The organism is Cyclobacterium plantarum (assembly GCF_011290685.1).
GTDB classification, from domain to species: domain Bacteria; phylum Bacteroidota; class Bacteroidia; order Cytophagales; family Cyclobacteriaceae; genus Cyclobacterium; species Cyclobacterium plantarum.
The window spans coordinates 53,998-76,329 of the sequence record NZ_JAANYN010000009.1; the positions used below are offsets into that span (position 1 = coordinate 53,998).

Genomic DNA, 22,332 nt, shown 5'->3' on the forward strand with positions numbered 1-22,332 from the left:
AATTTGCGAATTTAACAGAAGCATTATAGATTGAAAATGAATGAATTATCCATTCATTCATAAAAAATTCATGGAATATTTAAGAATGACATCACAAAATGAACCTCACATTATAATTGTGTTAACTTTCAGCCTATTTGATGTTAATTTCTTGAAATCTGATTTTTTCAAAATTTATTGTATTATCCGTAAGAAAAATTTATTTGGATAAAATGCTGGAAAATTTATTGTTTTAAAATTAAATTTTAAAAAATTAAAAAATAAAATTTAACTCACTTAAAAAAGGTGAAAAAATCAATTCAATCAGAATATTATTAAAATTGCTTTCCCCACATGGATCAAGGCCTCACCATAAGCGTTCTGCTTGCCCTTCCCGCAGGATCAATTGCCCTGATCTTTACAGGACCATCAATCTCAATCGGGTCTTCATACAAATATGAATTTTTATCAGGCTCACTATTATCTGTAGAGTACCTGATTTCTAAGCCTGGGAAATTGGTATTGGCATGCAACTTACCATCAATTATTTTTACTCCGGGAGGGGCGATTCTATAGGCATATCCTCCGTTCCAATGAGCCAATTTAGGATATTCTCTCGCTGCAATGGTACCGGCAAACCGATTCCAGCCTTTTTCTATTTCCCAATCCATTATTGCCAGGTCTTTTTCCTGTTCCCAATTCCGAGCTTTGGCCCAGGCACTTTCGGCAAAGCCCAGTAATTTGGGGAAAATGTAATATTCGGCCATATCTCCTCCTTTTACGGTCTCTCCCCATAGCTGGGCCTCCAGACCAATGATGTTGTCTTTTGCCTCTGGATTTATCCGAACCATGTCCTTGAAATACGCTTCCCTGTCCAATGGCTTGCCCATATTTGATTTGTAGGTGGTTTTAAACCAATCGAATGGAGCAAAGGTCCAGGCATTTTTCGTATTGACAAATCCTGCCCAATACAATCCCGGTTCGACTGGATCATTTGAATAGGCCAGGTCAAAGTAAAAATTGGACACATTGCAAAGCACCACCTCGTAGCCCTGATTGGCCAGTTGGTAACCCAAATCGGGGTAATCAAACATGTTGTTCCATATATAAGGTATGACCTTCCTTCCTACAAATTCCGGATTGGGCCTCAAAGTGCCTGTTTCATCCCTTTTCAATGCCATTTCCTCCCATACATGGACTTCCAGGTCGCGCTTTTCTAATCGCTTCAATAATTCACGAAAGAAAAAAGCCTGTAGGTTATCCATATCTCCTATAACAGGTAATTCTTCCAGCAACAATTCCGAATTGGGTGATTCTCCCGGAGACTCCTCCAACAACTCCGCCACCATAGGAGATTGTGTCCAGGAGCCCACAGGAACTTCATCTCCCCCAGCATGCATTTTTTTCATTTCCAGACCAGCCTCAGCATACATCGCAGCCAATTCATCTACTACCTTTTCATAAAAGCGATAGGTAGATTCCCGCACTACGCTGACCACATTATCCTTATATGCCTGTGCGGAAAGATACTCAGATTGGTCAGCCGGGTCGATCAAGCGGTATTCTTCTGCAGCAACCTCATCCCCCGCTTCCATGAATTTCAAATACCTGGCCTCCATGGACTTGATGGCCGCACGGGCATGTCCCGGGAAATTTAACTCCGGAATGATCGTAATGTGCCGGTCCCTGGCGTATTTGAGGATGTCTATAAACTCCTCACGGGTATAAAATCCGCTGCCATGACTGCCTTCGCTGTAAGCTTCCGGACCGGACCCATATCCCGGATGCAGGGCTGCCGCATCCATTCCAGCTACATGCTGCCGCTGTGCGCCCACTGCTGTCAATTCGGGTAAACCTGGAATTTCTACCCGCCAACCCTCATCTTCAGAGGTATAAAACAGGAAGTGGTTCAATTTGTAATGGGCCATCATATCCAATGCCTTTTTGATGGTTCCCTTTGTTTGAAAATTCCTGGCGACATCCACATGTAAACTTCTGAATCCAAACCGTGGAACGTCCTCAATATAAACGAAAGGCAGTTCCACAGCTGATGTGTCACTCAGGTAAACCTCTGGCCCCATCAGTGCCAGCAGGCTTTGCACACCGTAAAAGACCCCTGCGGCATCTCCTCCGGTAATAGAAATGCCCTCTCCCTCAATCTCCAGTCGGTAGGCTTCTTTTTGTTTGCCATCCACCCTGATATCAGACAGGCTAAGGTAAATGGCCGCATTTGCCCCATTTGCCGCGTTACTACCAAGATTTACTCCTGTAAGACTTTCCAGTTTTTCATTCAGGTAGCCTGCTTCATTTTCAAGTCCCTCCTGATAGGCAATGGTCATTCCGGTTTCTATTTTAAATATCCCATCCCTTTTTTCCAACCGGTAAGGGGAAGGGATTATGGGTAAGAGTTCCGACGAAATGAGGGCTTCCCTCTTATCATTGGCTTCAAATTGGCTGGCCGGGCTGTAGGGAATTTCCTCATCCATGGCACCCCGGAGCAACTGTTCTTTTCTTTCAAAAGGTCTTACCTTCCAATTGCTCACAGGGATGGTAGCCAGCTCCTGATCCTCCTGGCTATAAAATACCATGTATAAACCCATTGGTGCATCGGTCTCTTTGATGACACCTTCAATTCCCGTGTAGGTGATTTCCAGTTGTTCCCCGGCACCCAGATAAAAACCATCCCTTGGACTAAGTTTATACCAATCTCCATTGATGTGCGTAATATCTGCCTGGGTACTACTTACAATCCTTCTTGGAGACATGTTGAAAAACAGGGCCCAACCCTCATCTCTCAAAGCATCTCCCCCTTTATTTTCCATGATAAAGCGTGCTTCAAACTGCCCTTCCTCCCCAACAAAGTTACTGACCAACTCCCATTCCAAATGAAGCTGCTCTACCCTATTTAGCCAGGAAGTCTCTTGCTGGCAGCTGTTAAAAAAAATAATAATGGAGAGAAACAGAAAGTAAGTATTCCTTTTATTCATAATTCAAAAGATTTAAATAGCCTTATTATTACCCCTGAAGGTATTAAATTGACTATTAAAAACACATAATTTTATTCTATGAAGCCTACGATTTCCCGATTGATATCCCTGGATGCCTTAAGAGGGTTTACCATTGCAGCCATGATCCTGGTTAATTATCCCGGGTCCTGGAGCCATGTATACCCCCCACTCCTCCATGCCTCCTGGAATGGTCTTACCATGACGGATTTCATCTATCCCTTTTTTCTTTTTATTGTCGGTGTCTCTATTGCCTTTGCCTACACCAAAAGACTTCAAGGGGGTTTTCCCAAGAATGAAATGTATAAAAAAATACTGGTTCGATCCCTGAAAATTTTCCTTGTAGGTGTATTTCTTAACCTCATCCCTGATTTTGATTTTTCTGACATGCGTATTGCCGGGGTATTGCAGCGTATTGCTGTGGTGTTTTTGGTTTGTGCCTTTCTTTTCCTGAACACAGACTGGAAAAAGCAAGCCTACCTGGCGGGCAGCTTATTGTTCTTTTACTGGCTTGCCATGACCTTAATTCCCACTCCGGACGAGGGAGTAGTCATGCTTGAACCCGGCAGAAATCTGGCAGCCTGGATAGATCGCATCCTCCTGCCCGGAAAAATGTGGGAGGGCACCTGGGATCCTGAAGGTCTATTCAGCACCATCCCTGCGATCGTTACCGGCATTCTAGGCTTGTTGGCAGGGAAAATACTTCTTGAGGGAAATAACGGAAATCTAAAAGCCAACTACCTGATGGCCACAGGCGTTCCTTTGGTATTGCTGGGTTTACTCTGGGCGCAGGTTTTTCCTATCAATAAACATCTCTGGACCAGCTCCTTTACCCTGATTACCGGTGGGACAGCATTTATTGCATTGGGGGCCTGCTATTTTCTGGTAGACATTCTGGGCAAACAAAAGGGCACCAGCGTGGGTATCATCTTTGGAGCTAATGCCATTACTGTCTACGTACTGGCCGATGTGCTGTCATTGGTATTTTATTATATAGAATTTGGGGGACAGTCTCTGAACACCCACTTTATGAACGGAATAACTGCCATAGGCATCTCCTCCAAACTGGCCAGCCTCCTTTATGCCCTTTTATTTGTAGGCATTAATTTTATACCTGCCTATTGGCTGTACAAACGAAAAATATTCATCAAACTTTGAATTCATGTTTACTCTCCGCCTTCCAGCAACCTTTCTAATAGCTATCATTTACTGCTCTTCCCTGAGTGTATTGGCGCAAACAGGCAGTCAGCACGAGCCGGTAAGGTATATCGGGGGAAACAGCATTGATCCTGACCGGCACGAAGGCCGGTTGCGGTATGCCATTGGGGTGGAAAGCAGGCAAACCTTACGCGTAAACAGGTCCCATCCGGAACTCGCCGATGGTCATGGCTGGACCTATAACCATGCCTCCAACCTGGCCTACTGGGAGGGGAAATTTTACCAGCAGTACCTGAGCAACCCTGTAGATGAACACATTGCACCGGGTCAGACTTTGATGATCACATCAGAAGACGGCAGGCGCTGGTCAGCTCCAAAGCTACTATTTCCTCCCTATCCGGCACCGGAAGGAACAAAAATACCGGAAGGTTACGATGGATATATGATGCACCAGCGGATGGGCTTTTATACCAGTAAAAACGGAAAGTTACTTACCCTGGCTTTTTACGGACATACAGAGGATCCTTTTGAGGAGGGGGGTATCGGCCGGGTAGTCAGAGAAGTTAGAAAAGATGGCAGTTTAGGCCCCATTTATTTTATCCGGTACAGCAGCCATACCGATTGGGATGAAAGCAACACTGCTTTCCCTTTTTACCAATCCTCTCCCGACAGTGGGTTCATTGAGGCTTGCGAGGAATTGCTGGCCAACACCCTCATCACACTTCAGTGGAGGGATGAAGACAATGGCTTGGATGGCTTCTATAACGGAGAAAGGAAGGGGTCGGCTTTCTCATTCTTTACCAGAAAAGATGGTAAAACCGTCGGATTGTGGAAACGCTCCATGACCGCGCTATCAGATGAGGGAGGCGAGAACTTTACCACCGCCGTAAAAGTGCCTACCCTTACCATGGCTGGCGGCAAAGTCTGGGGTCAGCAAACCCGGGATGGCCGCTTTGCCATGGTATATAATCCCATAGATATTGACGAATACCGCTATCCACTGATTGTCATCAGTTCAGACGATGGTATCATTTTTGACGATATGGTGCTGGTACAGGGAGAAGTCCCGCCCAGAAGATTCTATGGCAGGTGGAAGGATTTCGGACCTTGCTATGTGCGGGGAATTGTTCCGGGAAACGGCGTGCCAGCCGGAGAAGACATGTGGCTTACCTACAGCATGAATAAGGAAGACATGTGGGTCAGCCGTGTCCCCAGCCCTATCCGCCATACCTTCCATGGTCCGGTGGATGACGATTTTGACCAATTGAAAGAATTCGGCGCAGTACCCGATTGGAACATTTATGCTCCATTATGGGCTCCGGTAAACCTTGTAAATGATCCTGTAGGTTCTGGCCTGTCGCTTGAGCTGAAAGATGAGGACCCCTACGATTATGCCCGGGCCATAAGGGTTTTTAAAGAGTCTAAAGAAGTCAATGTAGAATGGACAGTAATGGTCGCTCCGGAAAATGCAGGATTGCTGGAAATGGATGTAGTGGACCAATATGGCAACCGGCCCATCCGAATTAAAATCAGCCCTGAAAATCAATTAACCTATATGGCAGGCCACATTGAAAAAAATATGCGAGAAATAAAAGCCGGTGCCTGGCAAACCTTCAGGCTTGAAATCGATGCTCAGCCCTTTGGTTCTTATAATTTGTACCGGAACGGGCAGTTGGTAGCTGAAAAAATCCCGCTGACCGAGGCAGTCAAATCGGTGGAAAGGATTTCCTTTCGGACTGGTCCTTACCGAAACCTTCCGAACCGAAAAACTCCCAATGAAAATCCTGTTCCTCCATTGCCAGGGGCAGATGAAAAGGAGGCGTTGGGATTGTTTTATATTGACAATGTGAAAGTTTCAAATTAACCTTCCCAAGAAGGGAATCAGTGCTTCAGTGGAAAGGATTGCAAGGTTTTGACCATTTCATTCCGCTGATACCAGTCGTTAAAAACAAATTCTACCTGATCAAACACCTGTTCTCCAAAAAAACAATCCTTAAATTGCTCCAGAATGTCTAAAATCTTTTCCGGTTGATTTACTTTTTGCCGAAACCGGATCACCGTACTGTGCGCCGTGATCAATTTATATCTTTTATCCAAAGATTGCTCTAAATGAGTAGTTGCAAAAGCTGCCCGCAGGTTTTCCCTGCAATGTTCCAGTTCACTGTTGACCGGAAAACCTCGAATCAGTAGACAGGAAGGGGAAGCCATCACTCCTTCAAACCTGATTTGCATTTTCCTGACAGGTTTCAGGGCCTTGCGGATAAGTGAAATGTAACCAGACAGGTCCAGGGATTCCTTGTTAAATCCAGGGTAACAGGAAATTATCGGCATGATGGTCACATGGATATCAGCGGGGGGATAGAAATATTGATCCGGATCCGTGGTTTTCACTGCCGTTATAAACCTGCCAAAGCTTGCTTTTAGTTCTTCATCAGGCCGTAGCAACAGGGTCAAGCCCCTCCTGTTATCCTTTGGATCCTCCAAGGCGGTGTCATAAGAAAACCCCTCCCGTGCTATATGTTTTAGGGCTTCTTCATGAAGTTGACTGTAATGGGACTGAAGTGCCGTCAATCCTCTTCCCCGTCAAACTTTCTGAAAACCAGCTGTAGCAATTCCTGCACTTCCTCAGATTGCACATCCCAGTTAAGCGTATGCACGAAACTCTGGTTCAGCAAATTCACTGCATCAAAAAAACTATCTGCTGCATTGAGTTCATCCATGGTCTGATCCAGCAAATCCTGATTGCCCTGAAAAAGTCTTTTCGTAAACATGATGCGTTGATTGATGCCCATTCCTTCTCTCAGGTGACCTATACTTCCTTTCATATAGGTGTACTCTTCTGCTTCAAATTTTGCCCATGCCAGGGCCGGGTCAATCTCGGTAAGGCCATCATTCATGGGCTCATCCGACCCTTCCTTGGAAATCGATTCATCTTCAGGTTGTTCATCTTCCGCGGAATTATCTTCCACATCGGATATTGATTCCTGTGTATCTTCTTCCCAGGGAGCTACAGTTTTTTGCGTCCAAAATTGTTCCCAATCAATCGGCATCTGCTCATCCAGGGGTTTAAGCAGGTTTTCGGCCGATGCTAGCGTTGACCGATTGTTTTCAAAGGCATCTTCCAATTCCTGAACCCATCCCGAGCCTTCCCGGTGATCTTCCAAAGAAGCCGCTACTGGTCGCCAGACGTTTACATGCCATTTGATGTATTTTTCCAGGTCCTTGAAATAACCGGGCGGCTTGGCTGCTTCGCCTGCCCACTCCTGCTTAAAATAACTTACCGGATCTGCTCCCAATTGCAAGGTCAGTTTTACTGCTTTACTCAGCAGAGGTTCAAAATCTGCCTTTTGGATTTTGATGGCCCTGGACAATGCATTCATGAATTGAGTCAAGGCCTCCCCTACGTTGTGGTCCCTGAAATCAAAATAAGGATTTTGGGCCATGGCCTCTAACTGCTGCTGCCAGTTATCAAAAAGTATTTTGATCAGCATCAGATTCAATTGCCTGGATTGTGTGAGCTGAATGATTTCCTGACCACTCATGTATTGCTTGTGGGTAAAATATTCCTCACATAATTTTTTGGAAAAGTCTTCCGAATACCCCTCTGCGTATGCTTGATTTAAAATCCTATGAATTGCCATCTGACTTGTTTTTTCCGTTAAAAGTAAAAGTAAAGTTAGGCATTTTATCCTTAATGTAAACGGGGTTTCCTGTTCGGATACCCTTAATCCCAACCCTTAATTTTCATAAATAAGAAGAAAACCCTTAATTTCGTGAAATGAAGGCCGGAAAATGAATGATGGTCTCAATCCTTTTTTTTAGAAGGTGAAATGAATGGCCTCACTATGATCGTTTAACAAAAAAATGTTTTTAGAACCTCCAATAGGAAACCAAAATTATTCCGGCAAAAAAGGCCAGATAGAAGTTATTTGTGGTTCTATGTTTTCCGGAAAAACAGAGGAGCTGATCAGGAGATTAAACCGCGCTATCATTGCACGCCAAAAGGTGGAAATTTTTAAACCCTCGGTAGACAAAAGATATGATGAAAAAAATGTGGTATCTCACAATGAAAGTATCATCCGTTCCACTCCGGTTCAGTTTGCGAATGACATTCTTTTATTGGCAGACAATTGCGATGTGGTGGGCATTGATGAGGTCCAGTTTTTTGACGAACAGATTATTCAGGTGGCAGAAAAGCTGGCCCGTTCTGGTGTCAGGGTAATTTTGGCAGGACTGGACATGGACTTCGAAGGCAAGCCTTTTGAACCCATGCCACAACTTCTGGCCATTGCGGAATATGTAACCAAGGTACATGCCATCTGCATGAAATGTGGAGACCTCGCCTCCTTCAGTTACCGACTGACAGCTGAAAAGTCGAAGGTGGTACTGGGAGAAAAAGAAAGCTATGAAGCCAGATGCAGGCGGTGTTTCTATGATGACCAGGCATAAAAAAGGGAATACATGCTTAAAAAAACCGCAGGCATAGTTATCAATTATACCAAATTCAGGGAAACCTCTATTATCACCAAGATTTTTACCCGTGACCTGGGGCTTAAGACTTACCTGATAAATGGTGTAAGAAGCAATAAATCCAAAACCAAAATGGCCCATTTCCAACCATTGACCTTGTTGGATCTGGTGGTATATGAAAAAGAAAACGCCAATATCAACAGGCTTTCAGAAGTAAAACTCGCCAGGGCTTTTCACCGGATTCCATTTGATTTTTACCGATCTGGAATAAGTATGTTTATGGGAGAGGTTCTGGGAAAGATCATTTTTGACAATTACCAGAACGAGCAGTTTTTTGATTTCCTGTTTGAGGAAATTTCGGCCTTGGACAGTGAAAATTTTCAGCCAGGCTTGTTTATCTTACTTTTCTTGATGAAAACTTCCCGGTTCCTGGGCTTTGAACCCAGCGATGCAGCTGACTTCTATCTACAGCTGCCCCTGAACCAGACCGGAAAGGCCTATGAAGACAAAAAAAACTACCTGGACCGGCTCATGCTTTCAACTGCAGATACCTTACCAACTATTCCCGGAAAAATAAAAAGTACGCTGATGGATGACTGGCTCCTTTTTTACAAAATACATATGGAAGGTTTCGGCGAGGTCAAATCCCTGGCTGTATTAAGGACCATGACAGGCTAACTGCCTGTTGCATTTTCTCTGCCTTTTATTTTGGCAAGGTTTCACTGGGCCAGGATTCTTAAAAAAACCAGCCCATTATCCTCAGGGCAATTTTTAGGCAATCGGCTTTTAAAATTTTGATGGTATTTAAATTTATCCTAAAAAAAATTACCTTGCAGCAAATTACCAGTCAATGAGCGAAATATTATTTGATGAAATCCCATCTCTTGATCTGGCTGACTTTGTTTCCGGCGACCGGGATAAAAAAGCGGCATTTGTAAGGAACCTGGGGGATGCCTATGAAAATATTGGCTTTGTAGCCATCAAAAACCATGGCCTTCACCAAGCCATGCAAGATGAGTTGTATGCGGCCATCCAAAAATTCTTTTCTTTACCTGATGAGGTGAAGGCCAAATATGAAAAGCCGGAAATTGGCTTCCAGAGAGGATATACCGGCAAAGGGAAGGAACATGCCAAGGGTAGAAATACAGGCGACCTGAAGGAATTTTACCATGTTGGTCAGGCCATGGATCACATTCCCAATGATGATGCAGTAAATGAAGATTACCCCCAAAACGTATGGCCTGCAGAAGTGCCTGGGTTTCGGGAAGTTTCTTTACAGGTTTTCAGCACCATTGAAGAAGCAGGAAAGCAAATGCTCCGTGCCATAGCTTTGAATCTGGGACTGGAAGAGACCTATTTTGATGATAAGGTTACTTACGGTAACTCTATTTTACGTTCCATTCACTACTTTCCTATAGAAAACCCCGAGCAGGTCCCGGCAGATGCCGTTAGGGCAGCCGAGCACGGAGACATCAACCTCATTACCCTGCTGATGGGGGCCAGTGCCGATGGGCTTCAGGTTTTGAGAAGAGACGGCAAATGGATCCCTATTACTGCCCTCCCGGACCAATTGGTGGTCAATGTCGGCGACATGCTGGAGCGATTGACCAATAAAAAACTTAAATCCACGATTCACAGGGTAGTTAATCCTCCCCGTGAAAAAATGAACAGTAGCAGGTATTCCATTCCTTTCTTTCTGCATCCCAGATCTGAGATGGATCTGAGTTGCCTGGAAAATTGCATCAGTGCCGATTTTCCCAAATCCTTTGAAGATTGCACGGCCGGAGAATTTTTGGAAGAAAGGCTAAAAGAATTGGGTTTGAAAAAATAACATATTTTTATGGCAACCATCAGGAGGGTACGGTATTACATTTATCTGAAAGATGTACTCGTGCTTTCCCTTACTGCTTTTGGCGGGCCCCAGGTATTTCTGGCCATGGTCATTAACATGATGGTAAAAAAGAGGGGCTATATATCCGAACAGGATCTGATAGAACTGAATGCCCTGTGCCTGGTGCTTCCTGGCCCGACCTCCACCCAAACCATATCAGCTATAGGCTTCAAAATAGGCGGACCTACCCTTGCCTATCTTTCGCTTTTGGTCTGGATTTTTCCAGCCACCTGTCTGATGATAGCTACTGCATTTTTAATCGAGTACCTGCAGGCAAACACTGAAGGAGCTCTGGGGTTTGCCAGGTTTATTCAACCCATGGCCATAGGCTACATCATCTATGCTTCGCAAATCACCATAAAAAAAATGATCCATACTGTTGAAGCGGCTTTGCTCATGATGATTGCGGCATTTGTCGCATTTTTTTATAATTCACCATTCATTTTCCCTATCATGTTGGCCATAGGAGGCCTGATTACCACACACAATTATAACAAGCAACCCGTCATAAAAGAGAAATCAAAAATAAAAATATCCTGGAGAAACTTCATCCTATGGGCCGGGGTACTGATCGCCGCCGCAGTCTTGGGGCACTACACCCGATTATTGCCAGTCAGGCTTTTTGAAAACTTTTACCGAAACGGAAGCCTGATTTTTGGCGGAGGTCAGGTATTGGTGCCTTATCTCTACACCGAATTTGTAGAGTTTAAAAATTACCTGACCTCGGAAGAATTTCTTACCGGATATGCCATCTCTCAAAGTATTCCCGGACCCACATTCAGTATCAGCTCCTACATTGGAGCCCTATCCATGCGAGATCTGGGTGCTACCGGCATGATTACTGGTGGATTGATAGCTGCAGCAGGAATTTTTCTTCCCGGAACATTCCTTATATTTTTTATCATCCGTTTTTGGGATGAGCTTAAAAAATACAGGCCGGTAAGGGCAGCTTTGGAAGGAATCAACGCTGTAAGTTGTGGTATGTTGATTGCAGCTGCCTACCTGCTTTTTGAACCTCTGGATAACAACTTTTTTAATATCATGGCCATAATTGGGACCTTTGCTTTATTGCAATTCAGCAAAATCCCCTCTCCTTTGATCATTGTAATTGGGGTATTGGCCGGGATTTCCTATCAATGGATTATCAGCTGAAATCCATTGGACAGCAGGCCTACCCGATAAACCAAATTAATCAATTTTTTATATCCTTATCTTCAATTACCAGGGTAGTTCTGGTGTTTTGGCATTTTGTATTTAAGAGGCACAAGGGTCACTGAGATTTATTTAAAACGAAGCATTAGCTAAAATTCATTATACATGGAAAGAAAAGATCGGATAAAACAGATTTCCAAACAAGGGTTATTACCCCTACTTTACTTTTTGATTACTAAAAAAACACCTCCCAAATCCTTTAAAACCTGTTTTTCTAACTGATACCGGTATCTGTAAGACAATACAGGCTACTGAATCTGTTGAATATTGATTTATTGGCACAAAAAGAAACTTATTTTTAGTATTTTTTAGTATTTTTTTAAAAAACAGGTTCAATTTTTAACCAAAAAAAAGAAGGATCCTGTAGGGATCCTTCATATTGGGTTTATTTTAAACTGACTAACAGCTATAATATTTTGAAAAATGGACAATTTTGTTTTTTAAAATCCCCCAAATTCTCTTAAACCTAATAAAAATGTGTCACATAGCAATAAAAACGGATAAAAAATTTGAATATATTCTCAAAATAAAATCAGTCCCTGCAATACTTATTGGAACAATCAGGATAAATTATCAGTGAAAAGCATTCACACAAAATCATTTATGCAGTTTCAGTCAATTAGTAAAACAATAGAATTACTTTGTTCTATTATTTTTCTAAAATTTAATTTTTTGTAAATTACAATTAATGATGAAAATCCGATAATATACATCTAAAATTTGTAAGCAAACAAAGTTTTTAAATAAGACCTCGATCTAATGTAAACTAAAATTATTTATGGCCTTTGGCAATCAATTTAAAAGATTCCTTTTTAGGTTCAGCCTAGTTCCTCCACATAAATGGAGACCTGCAGCTACAGTCCTGGTAGCGGCGATTTTTGGTTTGGGAATTTACCTGTTGAAACTGAGCAATGCTGCCTCCTATTTGTCGGATGATCCTCAGGCTTGTGTCAACTGTCACATCATGACACCCCAATACATAACTTGGAACCATAGTTCTCATCGGGAGGTAGCCCATTGCAATGACTGCCATGTACCCCATAACAATGTTTTTAACAAATATTTTTTCAAAGCCAAAGATGGTTTGTACCATGCTTCTGTCTTTACCATGCGGGCAGAACCGGAAGTGATCAAAGCATTGGGACCTTCTACCAGGGTCATACAGAACAATTGCATCCGCTGCCATGAGGACCAGGTTACGGATGCCAAAATGATTGGTTTTGTAGAAAGTCATCAAGAAAATAGGACGGACAGAACCTGCTGGGAATGTCATAGGGAGGTGCCTCACGGAAGAGTAAAAAGCCTTTCCGCCACTGGTCACCAAATTGAGCCTATCCGGGCCCATGCACCGGCGGATCTGGAAATTATCCCAAAATGGCTGAAAGAAACCATGGAACAAAAAAATAAACAAAAATAAATGGTTAGGTTATGAAAAATTGGATGCTTTTTGGAATTACTGCAATCATTGTTTTTCTTTTGGCCATGTTGGCTTACACCATCATGGACAGAAAAACCGAAGCCCGCTTTGCCTACCAACCCAAAGTGAAAATTGAAGGTATTGAACCCAGAGATTCTGTTTGGGGATTGAATTATCCCCGGCAATACCAATCCTATCAAAAAACGGCAGACACCACCTTTAGCAGTATGTACAATACCAGTGGCAACAAAGATGTATTGGAGGAAAATCCGGAAATGGTGATTTTGTGGGCCGGTTATGGTTTCAGTAAAGATTATTCCCACCCAAGGGGTCATGCCTATGCTGTAGATGATATTCACCGAACGCTAAGGACTGGTGCTCCCATGGAAGCCGGAGAAGGTCCCATGCCCAGTACCTGCTGGACATGTAAAAGTCCCGATGTGCCCAGGTTGATGAGCGAAGTTGGGGTTACTGAATACTACAGTAAAAAGTGGTCGGATTTTGGCGCTGAGGTAATCAATCCTATAGGTTGTGCAGATTGCCACAATCCGGAAACCATGAACCTGACCATTACCCGGCCTGCGCTTATAGAAGCCTATGAGGCCATGGGAAAAGACATCAACCAGGCCTCCCATCAGGAAATGCGTTCTTTGGTCTGCGCCCAATGCCACGTGGAATATTATTTCGATAAGTCCATCCCCGGAAAAGAAAATGCCCAATACCTGACCTTCCCCTGGAAAGAGGGTATGGATGTGGAATCAGTGGAGGAATATTATGATAACATTGATTTTGCAGACTGGACGCATCCCCTGAGCAAAGCAAAAATGATCAAAGCCCAGCACCCTGATTATGAAATTTATTCTTTGGGAGTACATGCCAAAAGAGGCGTTTCCTGTGCAGATTGCCATATGCCCTACAAATCCGAAGGTGGACAAAAATTTACCGATCACCATATTGGCTCTCCTTTAAGCAATGTTGAAAATTCCTGCTTTGTCTGCCACAGGGAAAAGGAATCAGACCTGGTAACAGATGTTTATGAAAGGCAGAGAAAAATAAAAGCTGGTACCTCAAAGTTGCAAAGACTGATCGCCATGGCCCATATTGAAGCGGCTAAAGCATGGGAACTGGGAGCCACGGAAGGGGATATGCAAAATATACTACAAGGTATTCGACATGCCCAATGGCGCTGGGACTATTCCGTAGCCTCTCATGGGGCAGCCTTTCATGCCCCTCTGGAAACCAGCAGTATCGTCACCTCTGCCACGGGAATCATCCAGGATACCAGAATCGAACTGGCCAGACTACTGGCAAGTATGGGCTTCAATCAACGAGTAGACATGCCGGATTTTACCGACAAAGATGCGCTGCAAGCGTACATCGGTCTGGATATAGCCGAAGAAGAGGCAGCCAAAGAAACATTTTTGGAACAAGTGGTGCCTAAATGGTTGAAAGAAGGCAAAGAAAGGGAAGCAAAAAAAGAGGTGGAGACCATTAGCTCCCGATAAAAAAACACTCCAGAAACTTCTATAACCATAAACTTACGGCACTTTAACAAAAGAAAGAAGCTGCCTGATTTTAAATGATTTAAAACCTACACCATGAAAAAACCTTTGATTTTTTTATTCGGAATTTCCTTTTTGATGGTTTTCCAACCCTTATTTGCACAATTTAACCTGGATGGGCAATTGATACAGCGGAGTGAATACAGAAACGGTTTCAGCAGGCTGATTCCCGAGGGACAATCCCCGGCCGGATTTATTGCCCAAAGAGCCAGGCTACAGGCCAGCTACCAGTCGGATCCGGTGGATTTTTACATGAGCATACAGGACATCAGGGTCTGGGGCAACACCCCACAGGTAAAACTTTCGGACACCTTTCTTTCCGTCCACGAGGCTTATGCAGAATTACCCATCGGTGATTCCTGGAAGATTAAATTAGGCAGACAAGAACTCAATTATGACAATTTCAGGTTTTTGGGAAACCTGGATTGGGCCCTGCAGGGAAGGGCGCATGATTTCGCCATGGTCAAACAGGAACAGGGAAACCGAAAAATTCATTTTGGTGCAGGATACAATCAGGATGGGGCACAGCTCTCAGGTAACCTGTTCAATACAGGCAACCAATACAAATATGCCCAAATGTTCCGGTATGAAAACAAGTGGAAAAATCTGCACCTGTCCTTTTTGTTCTGGAATGATGGCAGACAATACATTGAAAGAGATAATGTGGGTACGGTGATTGCAGATAGGGTATACCACAGACAAACCATAGGCATACCCACCTTCAAATACCAATTCAAGCAAACCATGTTGAGCGGATTCTATTACCACCAATTGGGTAAAGATGGTATGGGCCGTACTACAAACGGTTTTGACGTAAATTTACAGGCCAGCCAGCAAGTCCCGCTTGAAAGTGAAGGCAAAAAACTAAGATTTGCCGCGGGAATAGAAATCCTCAGCGGTACCCCTACCAATGATTTATCGGAGAACAAATCCTTTTCCCCCTTATATGGAACCAACCACCTATATAATGGCTACATGGATCTTTTTTATGTTGGAGGTACCCATGAAAACAATGTAGGCTTAAAGGATATATACCTCAAAGGACGACACGACTTTAACCCCTCCTTTTTCATCCAAACTGATGCGCATTTTTTTTCCAGCTATGCGGACGTGTATACGAATTTCGTGTCAGGAGAATTGATGGATAAACGCTTGGGTACCGAAATAGACCTTTCCTTTGGCTTGGTCTTTAATCAGGCCATTTCATTGCAGGGCGGCTACAGCCAGTTTTTTCATACCGATACCATAGAGCAGCTTGTCCTGCCAAACGGATCGCTCAAAAACAACCAAAACTGGGCTTATCTGATGTTGATCGTCCGTCCTACCATGCCGAATAAATTTATTGGTATATTGTTTTGAGCCAATGAAATATTTTTCCTACCTCTTTTCTACAAAAGTATCCCTTTTATTGCTGATCCTATTTGCCGGGTCCATGGGGGTGGCCACTTTCATTGAAAATGACCATGGCACCAAAGTAGCCAGAGGTTTGGTGTATGAAGCCTGGTGGTTTGAAATACTGATGGTCTGGTTGGGATTTTGCTTTATCAACAATATTCAAAAATACAAGCTTTTTCACCGGAACAGGTGGCCCATCGGCATGTTTCATATGGCCTTCATTCTCATAATAACAGGAGCGGGAGTCACCCGATACTTCAGTGTAGAAGGAACCATGCATATCCGGGAAGGGGAAGCAGAAAACACCCTGTATACCACTTCCCACTACCTTCAGCTCAGGCAACTGGATGAAGGACAGGTATTTGAGAAACCCCTGCAATTCATTGCCCAAAATTTTGATGCGGAAGATTTCCCGGTCAATTTTCCCCAAAGCCCGGAATTGGTCGTCCGCCTTCAAAGGTATATTGGCGGTGCCAGGGAGGTATTTGAAAAGGGTGAGGAAACTTATGTCGATATGGCGGTAGCTGTGGGGAATGGCAGGGAGGATTACAAGTTAAAGCAAGGAGGTGAAATCCTGTTAAACAATATGGTTTTGTCCAGCGCAAATAATTGCCAAAGCCCCATTTGCATTGGAAAAAATGATGAAGGCTGGTTTATCAAAACCAAAGTTCACCTGCAAATCATGGAAATGAGTAACCAGCAGATGGGTGCCTTGCACGAGGGTGAGCAGGGACCATTACAATTGCGAAGTCTATATCAATGGGAGGGGGGAGCATTTATGATCAAAAAGATTGAAGAAAATGTTCGCCTGGATTATCAACCTGAGCCCAACCCCGAATTGGCCAAAAACTTACCGGATTATATTGCATTTAGTGTAATGGATAAGGAAAACAAGCCCATACAATCGGGTTTTATCAAGTTGGTATCCATGGAACCTACCTGGTTTCCATTTGCGTTTGAGGGAGAAAAATACAGCATTACCTTCGGGCCTAAAGCCATTGAATTGCCTTTCCAATTGTACCTCAATGCTTTTGAATTGGAAAGATATCCCGGTAGCCAGAGTCCATCAAGTTATGCCTCAGAAGTGATGGTCATGGATAAGGAGCGGGAATTTCCCTACCGAATATTCATGAATAATGTATTGGATTATAAAGGTTACCGATTCTACCAATCCTCCTACGACAACGATGAACAGGGAACCATATTATCTGTAAATCAGGACCGGCCGGGCACGCTCATTACTTATTTGGGATACGCACTTTTGGCACTGGGGATGTTCCTGACACTTTTTGCAAAGGGAAGCAGGTATCAGTTGCTCAACAAAAAGCTTACTGCTCTGAAAAAAAGGGGACTTTTGGTACTCCTCCTTTTTTCGATCTCCCAACTGATCCATGCGCAGCATAACCCACAAGTGGAATCGCTTCTGGTGCCTGAGGAAAAGGCGGAAGCTTATGGAAAATTAATCGTCCAGGATATTGACGGGAGAATGAAACCACTGAACACCCTGGCTCATGAAATTTCCAGAAAACTGACCGGAAAAAGTTATTATTCTATTGAAGGAGAAACTTCAGAACTACAGCTCACTCCGGAGCAGTTTCTTCTGGCTGTACAATTGAATCCGGAGCTGATGAGTCGTAGTCCGGTTATTAAAATTGACCCTAAAAAGTCCCATCAAGTTTTTGAGGTTTTGGATGTTTCCCCTGATGAAAAAATCAGTTTCCGGGATTTCATCAATGAGGAGGGAGCCTATTTGCTCAATGAAATGGTGGAAAGGGCCAACCGGCTGAAACCTGCCGAAAGAAATGAATCTGACAAAGAGCTGCTCAAAGTCGATGAGCGATTTAATATTTTCTATGGTTTACTAACAGGTGATTTTTTGCGTATCTACCCCAATAAACTGGATGCCGACCAAACCTGGTACACCAGCAATGAGTTCAACCAGGGTTTTACAGCCGAGGATGCCAGGTTTGTTGAAAACATCGGGCAGTTATATTTGTCAGGTTTGCAAACAGGCCTGCAAAATGGCGAATGGCAGGATGCGGAAGAAGCACTGTCTTATATCGCCTTATACCAAAAGGAGGCTGGGAAAGAAGTTTACCCATCGGATAAGCTTATACAGGCTGAACTTTTGTATAATCAGCTCAACCTGGGCACCCGCTTATTTGGACCATTTTGGTTGTTGGGTGCTTTGCTGCTTATTCTCGGGATATTCCAGTTATTCTGGCAACACAAAATCATGCAAACCCTATGGAAAGTCGGGCAGGTCTTTGCCTGGACGGGCTGGATTTTATTTACCTTTCACCTGGCCTTAAGATGGTACATTGCCCAACATCCGCCATGGAGTGATGGATTTGAAATGTTGGTTTTTGTGGCCTGGGGTATTCTTTTTTTCAGTTTGATTTTTTCGGGCAAATCAAAATTCACCATACCCCTGGGTTTGCTGTTTTCGGGAACCCTGTTGTTTGTGGGTTTCCTGGACTGGCTAAATCCAGAAATCACCAACCTGATGCCCGTATTGCACTCCTATTGGCTTAAAATACATGTAGCCATTATTGTTAGCAGTTATGCTCCTCTTGCCTTGGCTGCAATTATGGCACTACTTGCCCTTTTGTTAATGATTTTTAAACCTCAACAACCAAAAGAAAGGTGGTGGAAAAGCCTTTTGGAATTGAATATCGTGAATGAACTAGCACTTACATCAGGTTTATTCTTACTGGCGATCGGCACCTTCCTGGGCGGGGTATGGGCCAATGAAAGCTGGGGCAGGTACTGGGCCTGGGATCCGAAAGAAACCTGGGCATTGATTTCGGTGATTGTCTATGCCTTTGTGCTTCATTTGAGGTTGGTTCCTGCTTTAAAAAATGCCTTGGTATATAACCTGGCCAGCTTGTGGGCTTTCTCCAGCATAATCATGACCTCTTTTGGTGTAAACTACTACCTTTCCGGTTTACATTCCTATGCCGCAGGCGATCCGGTGCCGGTTCCACGGTGGGTTTTTGTAGTAGTAGGGGTTTTAATAGTCATATCCTTACTTTCCATCATAACCTTTAGAAGATGGAGGGTTGAGGACCGGAAAAAAATCGTCATTTGAATTTTAAACATTTTCTATTTCCCATAAACCTCAATCCAATCCAGCCGGGAGCTTGCAGGAGTCCCTCCCCCAACCATCAGGTCAGAAATGCCTATTTTGAGCACTTTTGAAAGGTCAGGATCCCCTGCAGTTTTTCCCTCAATAATGGTCTGCATATTCAGATTCCGCCACTTCATTTTACCAAGTTCAAATTCAGATATCACCCAGTCCGTGGTTTCTCCTACATGATCCTCACTCACGATCCAGCTTCCATCTGCCAATTCCAGGACCAACCGAAGTTGGCGAAAACCAGATTGCCTGCTCTTCCACCTGATTTTACCGCCATGACTCAAATCCACCGATTTGTCCTGCCAGGATAGGGCCATGGCCCAATTGCCCTCACAATTGCCTGACCAAATATAAAAAGGGTCATTCGGGATCTCCGGATGATTACTTTTTTTCAGCTGCTGTTTGGCTGCACCGTATAAATGTAAACTCAATTCCCTATTTGCCAGGTGCTCCTGAGTTACCGGCGTTTCGGCAGGAATCTCTTTAAAGTCCTCCCGGAATAATAGGGAATTTACCGATTGGGCAAAGGTCGGAACCTGATGACTAAAGAAAAGAGATACAATAAATAAAATAACACAATGTGAAAATTTCATGATTTGAAGGCCATTAAATGATATTTAAATAAAGCTTGATTTTTATGGGATTTAAAATACCTTGAAAATTAATGTATAATGTGGAATTTTACCAGGCTAATCCATACAATTAACTGATAAAAGTCATGTTTTATTCTAATAAAAGTTAGCAACTGCTTGTGTTTCCAATCCTATTTTTACAGCAACAAACAATCAAAAAAAGTTCTGTAAGCATTTTTAATCGCTAAAAAAATAAAGAACATGAAGACGAAAGAAAAAATTTACCTAATAAAAGGATTAAAATATCTTTTTATATTATTTTTGATCGGAACCACTTTTTCCTGTGGGACGGAGGAGCAGGGCCAGAAAAAATACTTTTCCCGAAGTGCTGATGAATACGCCAATATCAAGATTTATGGAGAAGAAGTAGCTGAATTGACAAGTCCACCCCTGGTACCTGCCCCGGTAGGAAACCGGCCTGCCAAAAAACTTTACATGGAAATGGAAATCATTGAAAAGGAAGCGGAAATGGCAGATGGGGTGACTTACTTGTATTGGACTTTTGGAGGGACGGTACCGGGTTCTTTTGTAAGAACCAGGGTGGGCGATTTGGTAGAATTCAAAATCAAAAACCATCCCGACAACAAACTTCCCCACAACATTGACCTGCATGCGGTAACCGGTCAGGGCGGAGGAGCAGAGGCCTCTTTTGTTGCACCTGGTCAGGAAAAAACCTTTTCTTTTAAAGTCATCAATCCAGGTTTGTATGTTTACCATTGTGCAACTGCCCCGGTCGGCATGCACGTGGCCAATGGGATGTACGGGCTGATATTGGTAGAGCCTGAGGGTGGATTACCTCCGGTAGACAAAGAATTCTATGTCATGCAGGGAGATTTTTATACAGAGGGGAAATTTGGGCAGGCCGGTCTGCAACCATTTAACATGCAGAAGGCCATTGATGAGAATCCTGATTACGTGGTATTCAACGGCAGTGTCAATGGACTTTCAGGAGAAAATGCCCTGACGGCAAAAACAGGAGAAAGTATTCGAATTTTCTTTGGAAATGGTGGACCCAACCTTGCCTCCTCTTTCCATGTCATCGGTGAAATTTTTGACAAAGTATATGTGGAAGGAGGCAGCCAGATCAATACCAATGTGCAGACCACCCTGGTTCCTGCCGGGGGAGCAGCTATCCTGGAATTCGTGGCTGATGTTCCTTCTAATCTGGTGTTGGTGGATCATTCCATATTCAGGGCTTTCAATAAAGGTGCATTAGGAGTATTGGCGGTAAGCGGAGAAGAAAATCCAAAAGTATTTGCCGGTGAAATCATGGAAGGCATTTACCTGCCTGAAGGTAGTGTTATTCAGAACATGCCCGAAAGTGAACTGAATATCGAAGTTCCAAAAGACCTGAGCAAATCAGATAGAATTGAGGCGGGTAAAAAGATGTACATGCAAGCCTGCTTTGCCTGCCACCAATCCAATGGAGAGGGTATTCCCAATGCCTTTCCTCCACTCGCCCAATCAGATTTCCTGAATGAAGATATCAACCGCAGCATTGATGCGCTACTTTTTGGCCTTTCCGGTGAAATAGAAGTAAACGGCAAAAAATACAATAGCATCATGCCCGCCCAGCAGCTCAGCGATGAAGAGGTCGCCAATGTATTGACTTATGTATATAATAGCTGGAATAACAATGGTACCCTGGTGAGTCCGGAAATGGTAAAAAGCAGAAGAAAATGAAAATTTCAATCCCCATAGCGGCTTTATTTTTATTCTCTTTTGGCCTTCAAGCACAGGAAGAAACGATGGTTCCGATCAGTGGCGGGGTGTATACCCCGCTATACGGAGCTTCCCAAACACAGGTGCGGGTAGCTGACTTTTATCTGGACCCTATACCTGTAACCCATTTGGATTACCTAAACTTTGTAGAAAAAAATCCCAAATGGAGAAAATCAGCAGTAATTGGCCTCTTTGCAGATCAAAGATACCTGGATTTTTGGGATGGAGACCTCTCTTTTCCCCAATCGCTGCAGGACAGTCCTGTAAACCATGTTTCCTGGTTTGCTGCCAAGGCTTACTGTGAATGTCAGGGCAAACGTCTTCCGACGGTGGATGAATGGGAGTATGTAGCCATGGCAAGTGCTTCCCTGAAGGATGCCAGGAAAGACAGCCTGTTTAACCTGGCCATTTTACGCAGCTACGAAAAACCAAAAACTTACCTGCAACAGGTTGGAAATCAGGAAAAAAATATATGGGGAGTTACGGACCTGCACGGCATGGTTTGGGAATGGACCATGGATTTCAATGCGATCATCCTTACCGGAGAGTCCCGCAATTATGGCAACACAGACCTGGGTCTCTTTTGTGCCAGCGGTGCCCTGGGCGCCAATGACCTGATGAACTATGCCGCCTTTATGCGCTATGCCATGCGTTCAAGTCTCAATGCCCGGAATAGCCTGTCAACCTTAGGTTTCAGATGTGCCAAAAACATGCCTCCCTGAAAGGATCAAACTTCAATAAAAAAGTAAA

15 protein-coding genes and 1 pseudogene are annotated in these 22,332 nt (G+C 43.7%); 12 read left to right on the forward strand and 4 right to left on the reverse strand.

Annotation, left to right across the window (positions count from 1 at the left end; all coding sequences use genetic code 11):
- Positions 1-338: 338 nt before the first annotated feature.
- Complete coding sequence (locus G9Q97_RS18925; protein WP_166149720.1) at positions 339-2,966, reverse strand: family 20 glycosylhydrolase; 2,628 nt, start codon at positions 2,964-2,966, stop codon at positions 339-341.
- Positions 2,967-3,044: 78 nt separating this feature from the next.
- Here G9Q97_RS18925 and G9Q97_RS18930 point away from each other — a divergent pair, with 78 nt between their 5' ends.
- Complete coding sequence (locus G9Q97_RS18930) at positions 3,045-4,142, forward strand: acyltransferase family protein (RefSeq protein WP_166149722.1); 1,098 nt, start codon at positions 3,045-3,047, stop codon at positions 4,140-4,142.
- 4 nt (positions 4,143-4,146) lie between these two features.
- Positions 4,147-6,006 carry a sialidase/neuraminidase family protein gene (locus G9Q97_RS18935; RefSeq protein WP_166149724.1) on the forward strand — a complete coding sequence of 620 codons (1,860 nt, stop codon included), beginning with the start codon at positions 4,147-4,149 and terminating at the stop codon, positions 6,004-6,006.
- A gap of 17 nt (positions 6,007-6,023) precedes the next feature.
- On the opposite strand, the gene G9Q97_RS18940 is transcribed toward G9Q97_RS18935, so the two are convergent.
- Both G9Q97_RS18940 and G9Q97_RS18945 read right to left on the reverse strand, forming a co-directional pair.
- Positions 6,024-6,713, reverse strand: a complete 690-nt coding sequence (locus tag G9Q97_RS18940) for a 2'-5' RNA ligase family protein (RefSeq protein WP_166149726.1) — start codon at positions 6,711-6,713, stop codon at positions 6,024-6,026.
- Entirely contained in the window at positions 6,710-7,783 is a 1,074-nt protein-coding gene (locus G9Q97_RS18945) for a hypothetical protein (protein ID WP_166149728.1), read from the reverse strand. The genes G9Q97_RS18940 and G9Q97_RS18945 overlap by 4 nt, the downstream gene beginning before the upstream one ends.
- A gap of 223 nt (positions 7,784-8,006) precedes the next feature.
- On the opposite strand from G9Q97_RS18945, the gene G9Q97_RS18950 reads away from it, so the two are divergent.
- The 8 genes and pseudogenes from G9Q97_RS18950 to ccsA all read left to right on the forward strand — a co-directional run bounded on the left by G9Q97_RS18950 (position 8,007) and on the right by ccsA (position 19,180).
- Positions 8,007-8,591 (forward strand): thymidine kinase, encoded by a 585-nt coding sequence (locus G9Q97_RS18950; RefSeq protein WP_166149730.1) that lies wholly within the window; start codon positions 8,007-8,009, stop codon positions 8,589-8,591.
- Positions 8,592-8,603: 12 nt separating this feature from the next.
- Positions 8,604-9,290: a DNA repair protein RecO gene (recO, locus tag G9Q97_RS18955; protein ID WP_166149732.1), complete on the forward strand. Its 687-nt coding sequence runs from the start codon at positions 8,604-8,606 to the stop codon at positions 9,288-9,290.
- Positions 9,291-9,462: 172 nt separating this feature from the next.
- Entirely contained in the window at positions 9,463-10,443 is a 981-nt protein-coding gene (locus G9Q97_RS18960; protein ID WP_166149734.1) for an isopenicillin N synthase family dioxygenase, read from the forward strand.
- Between the two features lie 9 nt (positions 10,444-10,452).
- Entirely contained in the window at positions 10,453-11,655 is a 1,203-nt protein-coding gene (gene chrA, locus G9Q97_RS18965) for a chromate efflux transporter (protein WP_166149736.1), read from the forward strand.
- Between the two features lie 838 nt (positions 11,656-12,493).
- Positions 12,494-13,132 (forward strand): cytochrome c nitrite reductase small subunit, encoded by a 639-nt coding sequence (gene nrfH, locus G9Q97_RS18970; protein ID WP_166149738.1) that lies wholly within the window; start codon positions 12,494-12,496, stop codon positions 13,130-13,132.
- Positions 13,119-14,637 (forward strand): annotated as a pseudogene (gene nrfA, locus G9Q97_RS18975) (ammonia-forming cytochrome c nitrite reductase). Before nrfH ends, nrfA begins: the two are co-directional and overlap by 14 nt.
- A gap of 93 nt (positions 14,638-14,730) precedes the next feature.
- The gene (locus G9Q97_RS18980) at positions 14,731-16,053 is read left to right on the forward strand and encodes a hypothetical protein (RefSeq protein WP_246255787.1); all 1,323 of its coding nucleotides are present in this window, start codon (positions 14,731-14,733) and stop codon (positions 16,051-16,053) included.
- A gap of 4 nt (positions 16,054-16,057) precedes the next feature.
- Complete coding sequence (gene ccsA, locus G9Q97_RS18985; protein ID WP_166149751.1) at positions 16,058-19,180, forward strand: cytochrome c biogenesis protein CcsA; 3,123 nt, start codon at positions 16,058-16,060, stop codon at positions 19,178-19,180.
- Positions 19,181-19,194: 14 nt separating this feature from the next.
- Here ccsA and G9Q97_RS18990 read toward each other — a convergent pair whose 3' ends face one another.
- Entirely contained in the window at positions 19,195-19,821 is a 627-nt protein-coding gene (locus G9Q97_RS18990; protein ID WP_166149753.1) for a hypothetical protein, read from the reverse strand.
- Between the two features lie 240 nt (positions 19,822-20,061).
- On the opposite strand from G9Q97_RS18990, the gene nirK reads away from it, so the two are divergent.
- Positions 20,062-21,543 carry a copper-containing nitrite reductase gene (gene nirK, locus G9Q97_RS18995; RefSeq protein WP_166149755.1) on the forward strand — a complete coding sequence of 494 codons (1,482 nt, stop codon included), beginning with the start codon at positions 20,062-20,064 and terminating at the stop codon, positions 21,541-21,543.
- Complete coding sequence (locus G9Q97_RS19000; RefSeq protein ID WP_166149757.1) at positions 21,540-22,304, forward strand: formylglycine-generating enzyme family protein; 765 nt, start codon at positions 21,540-21,542, stop codon at positions 22,302-22,304. Before nirK ends, G9Q97_RS19000 begins: the two co-directional genes overlap by 4 nt.
- Positions 22,305-22,332 lie beyond the last annotated feature (28 nt).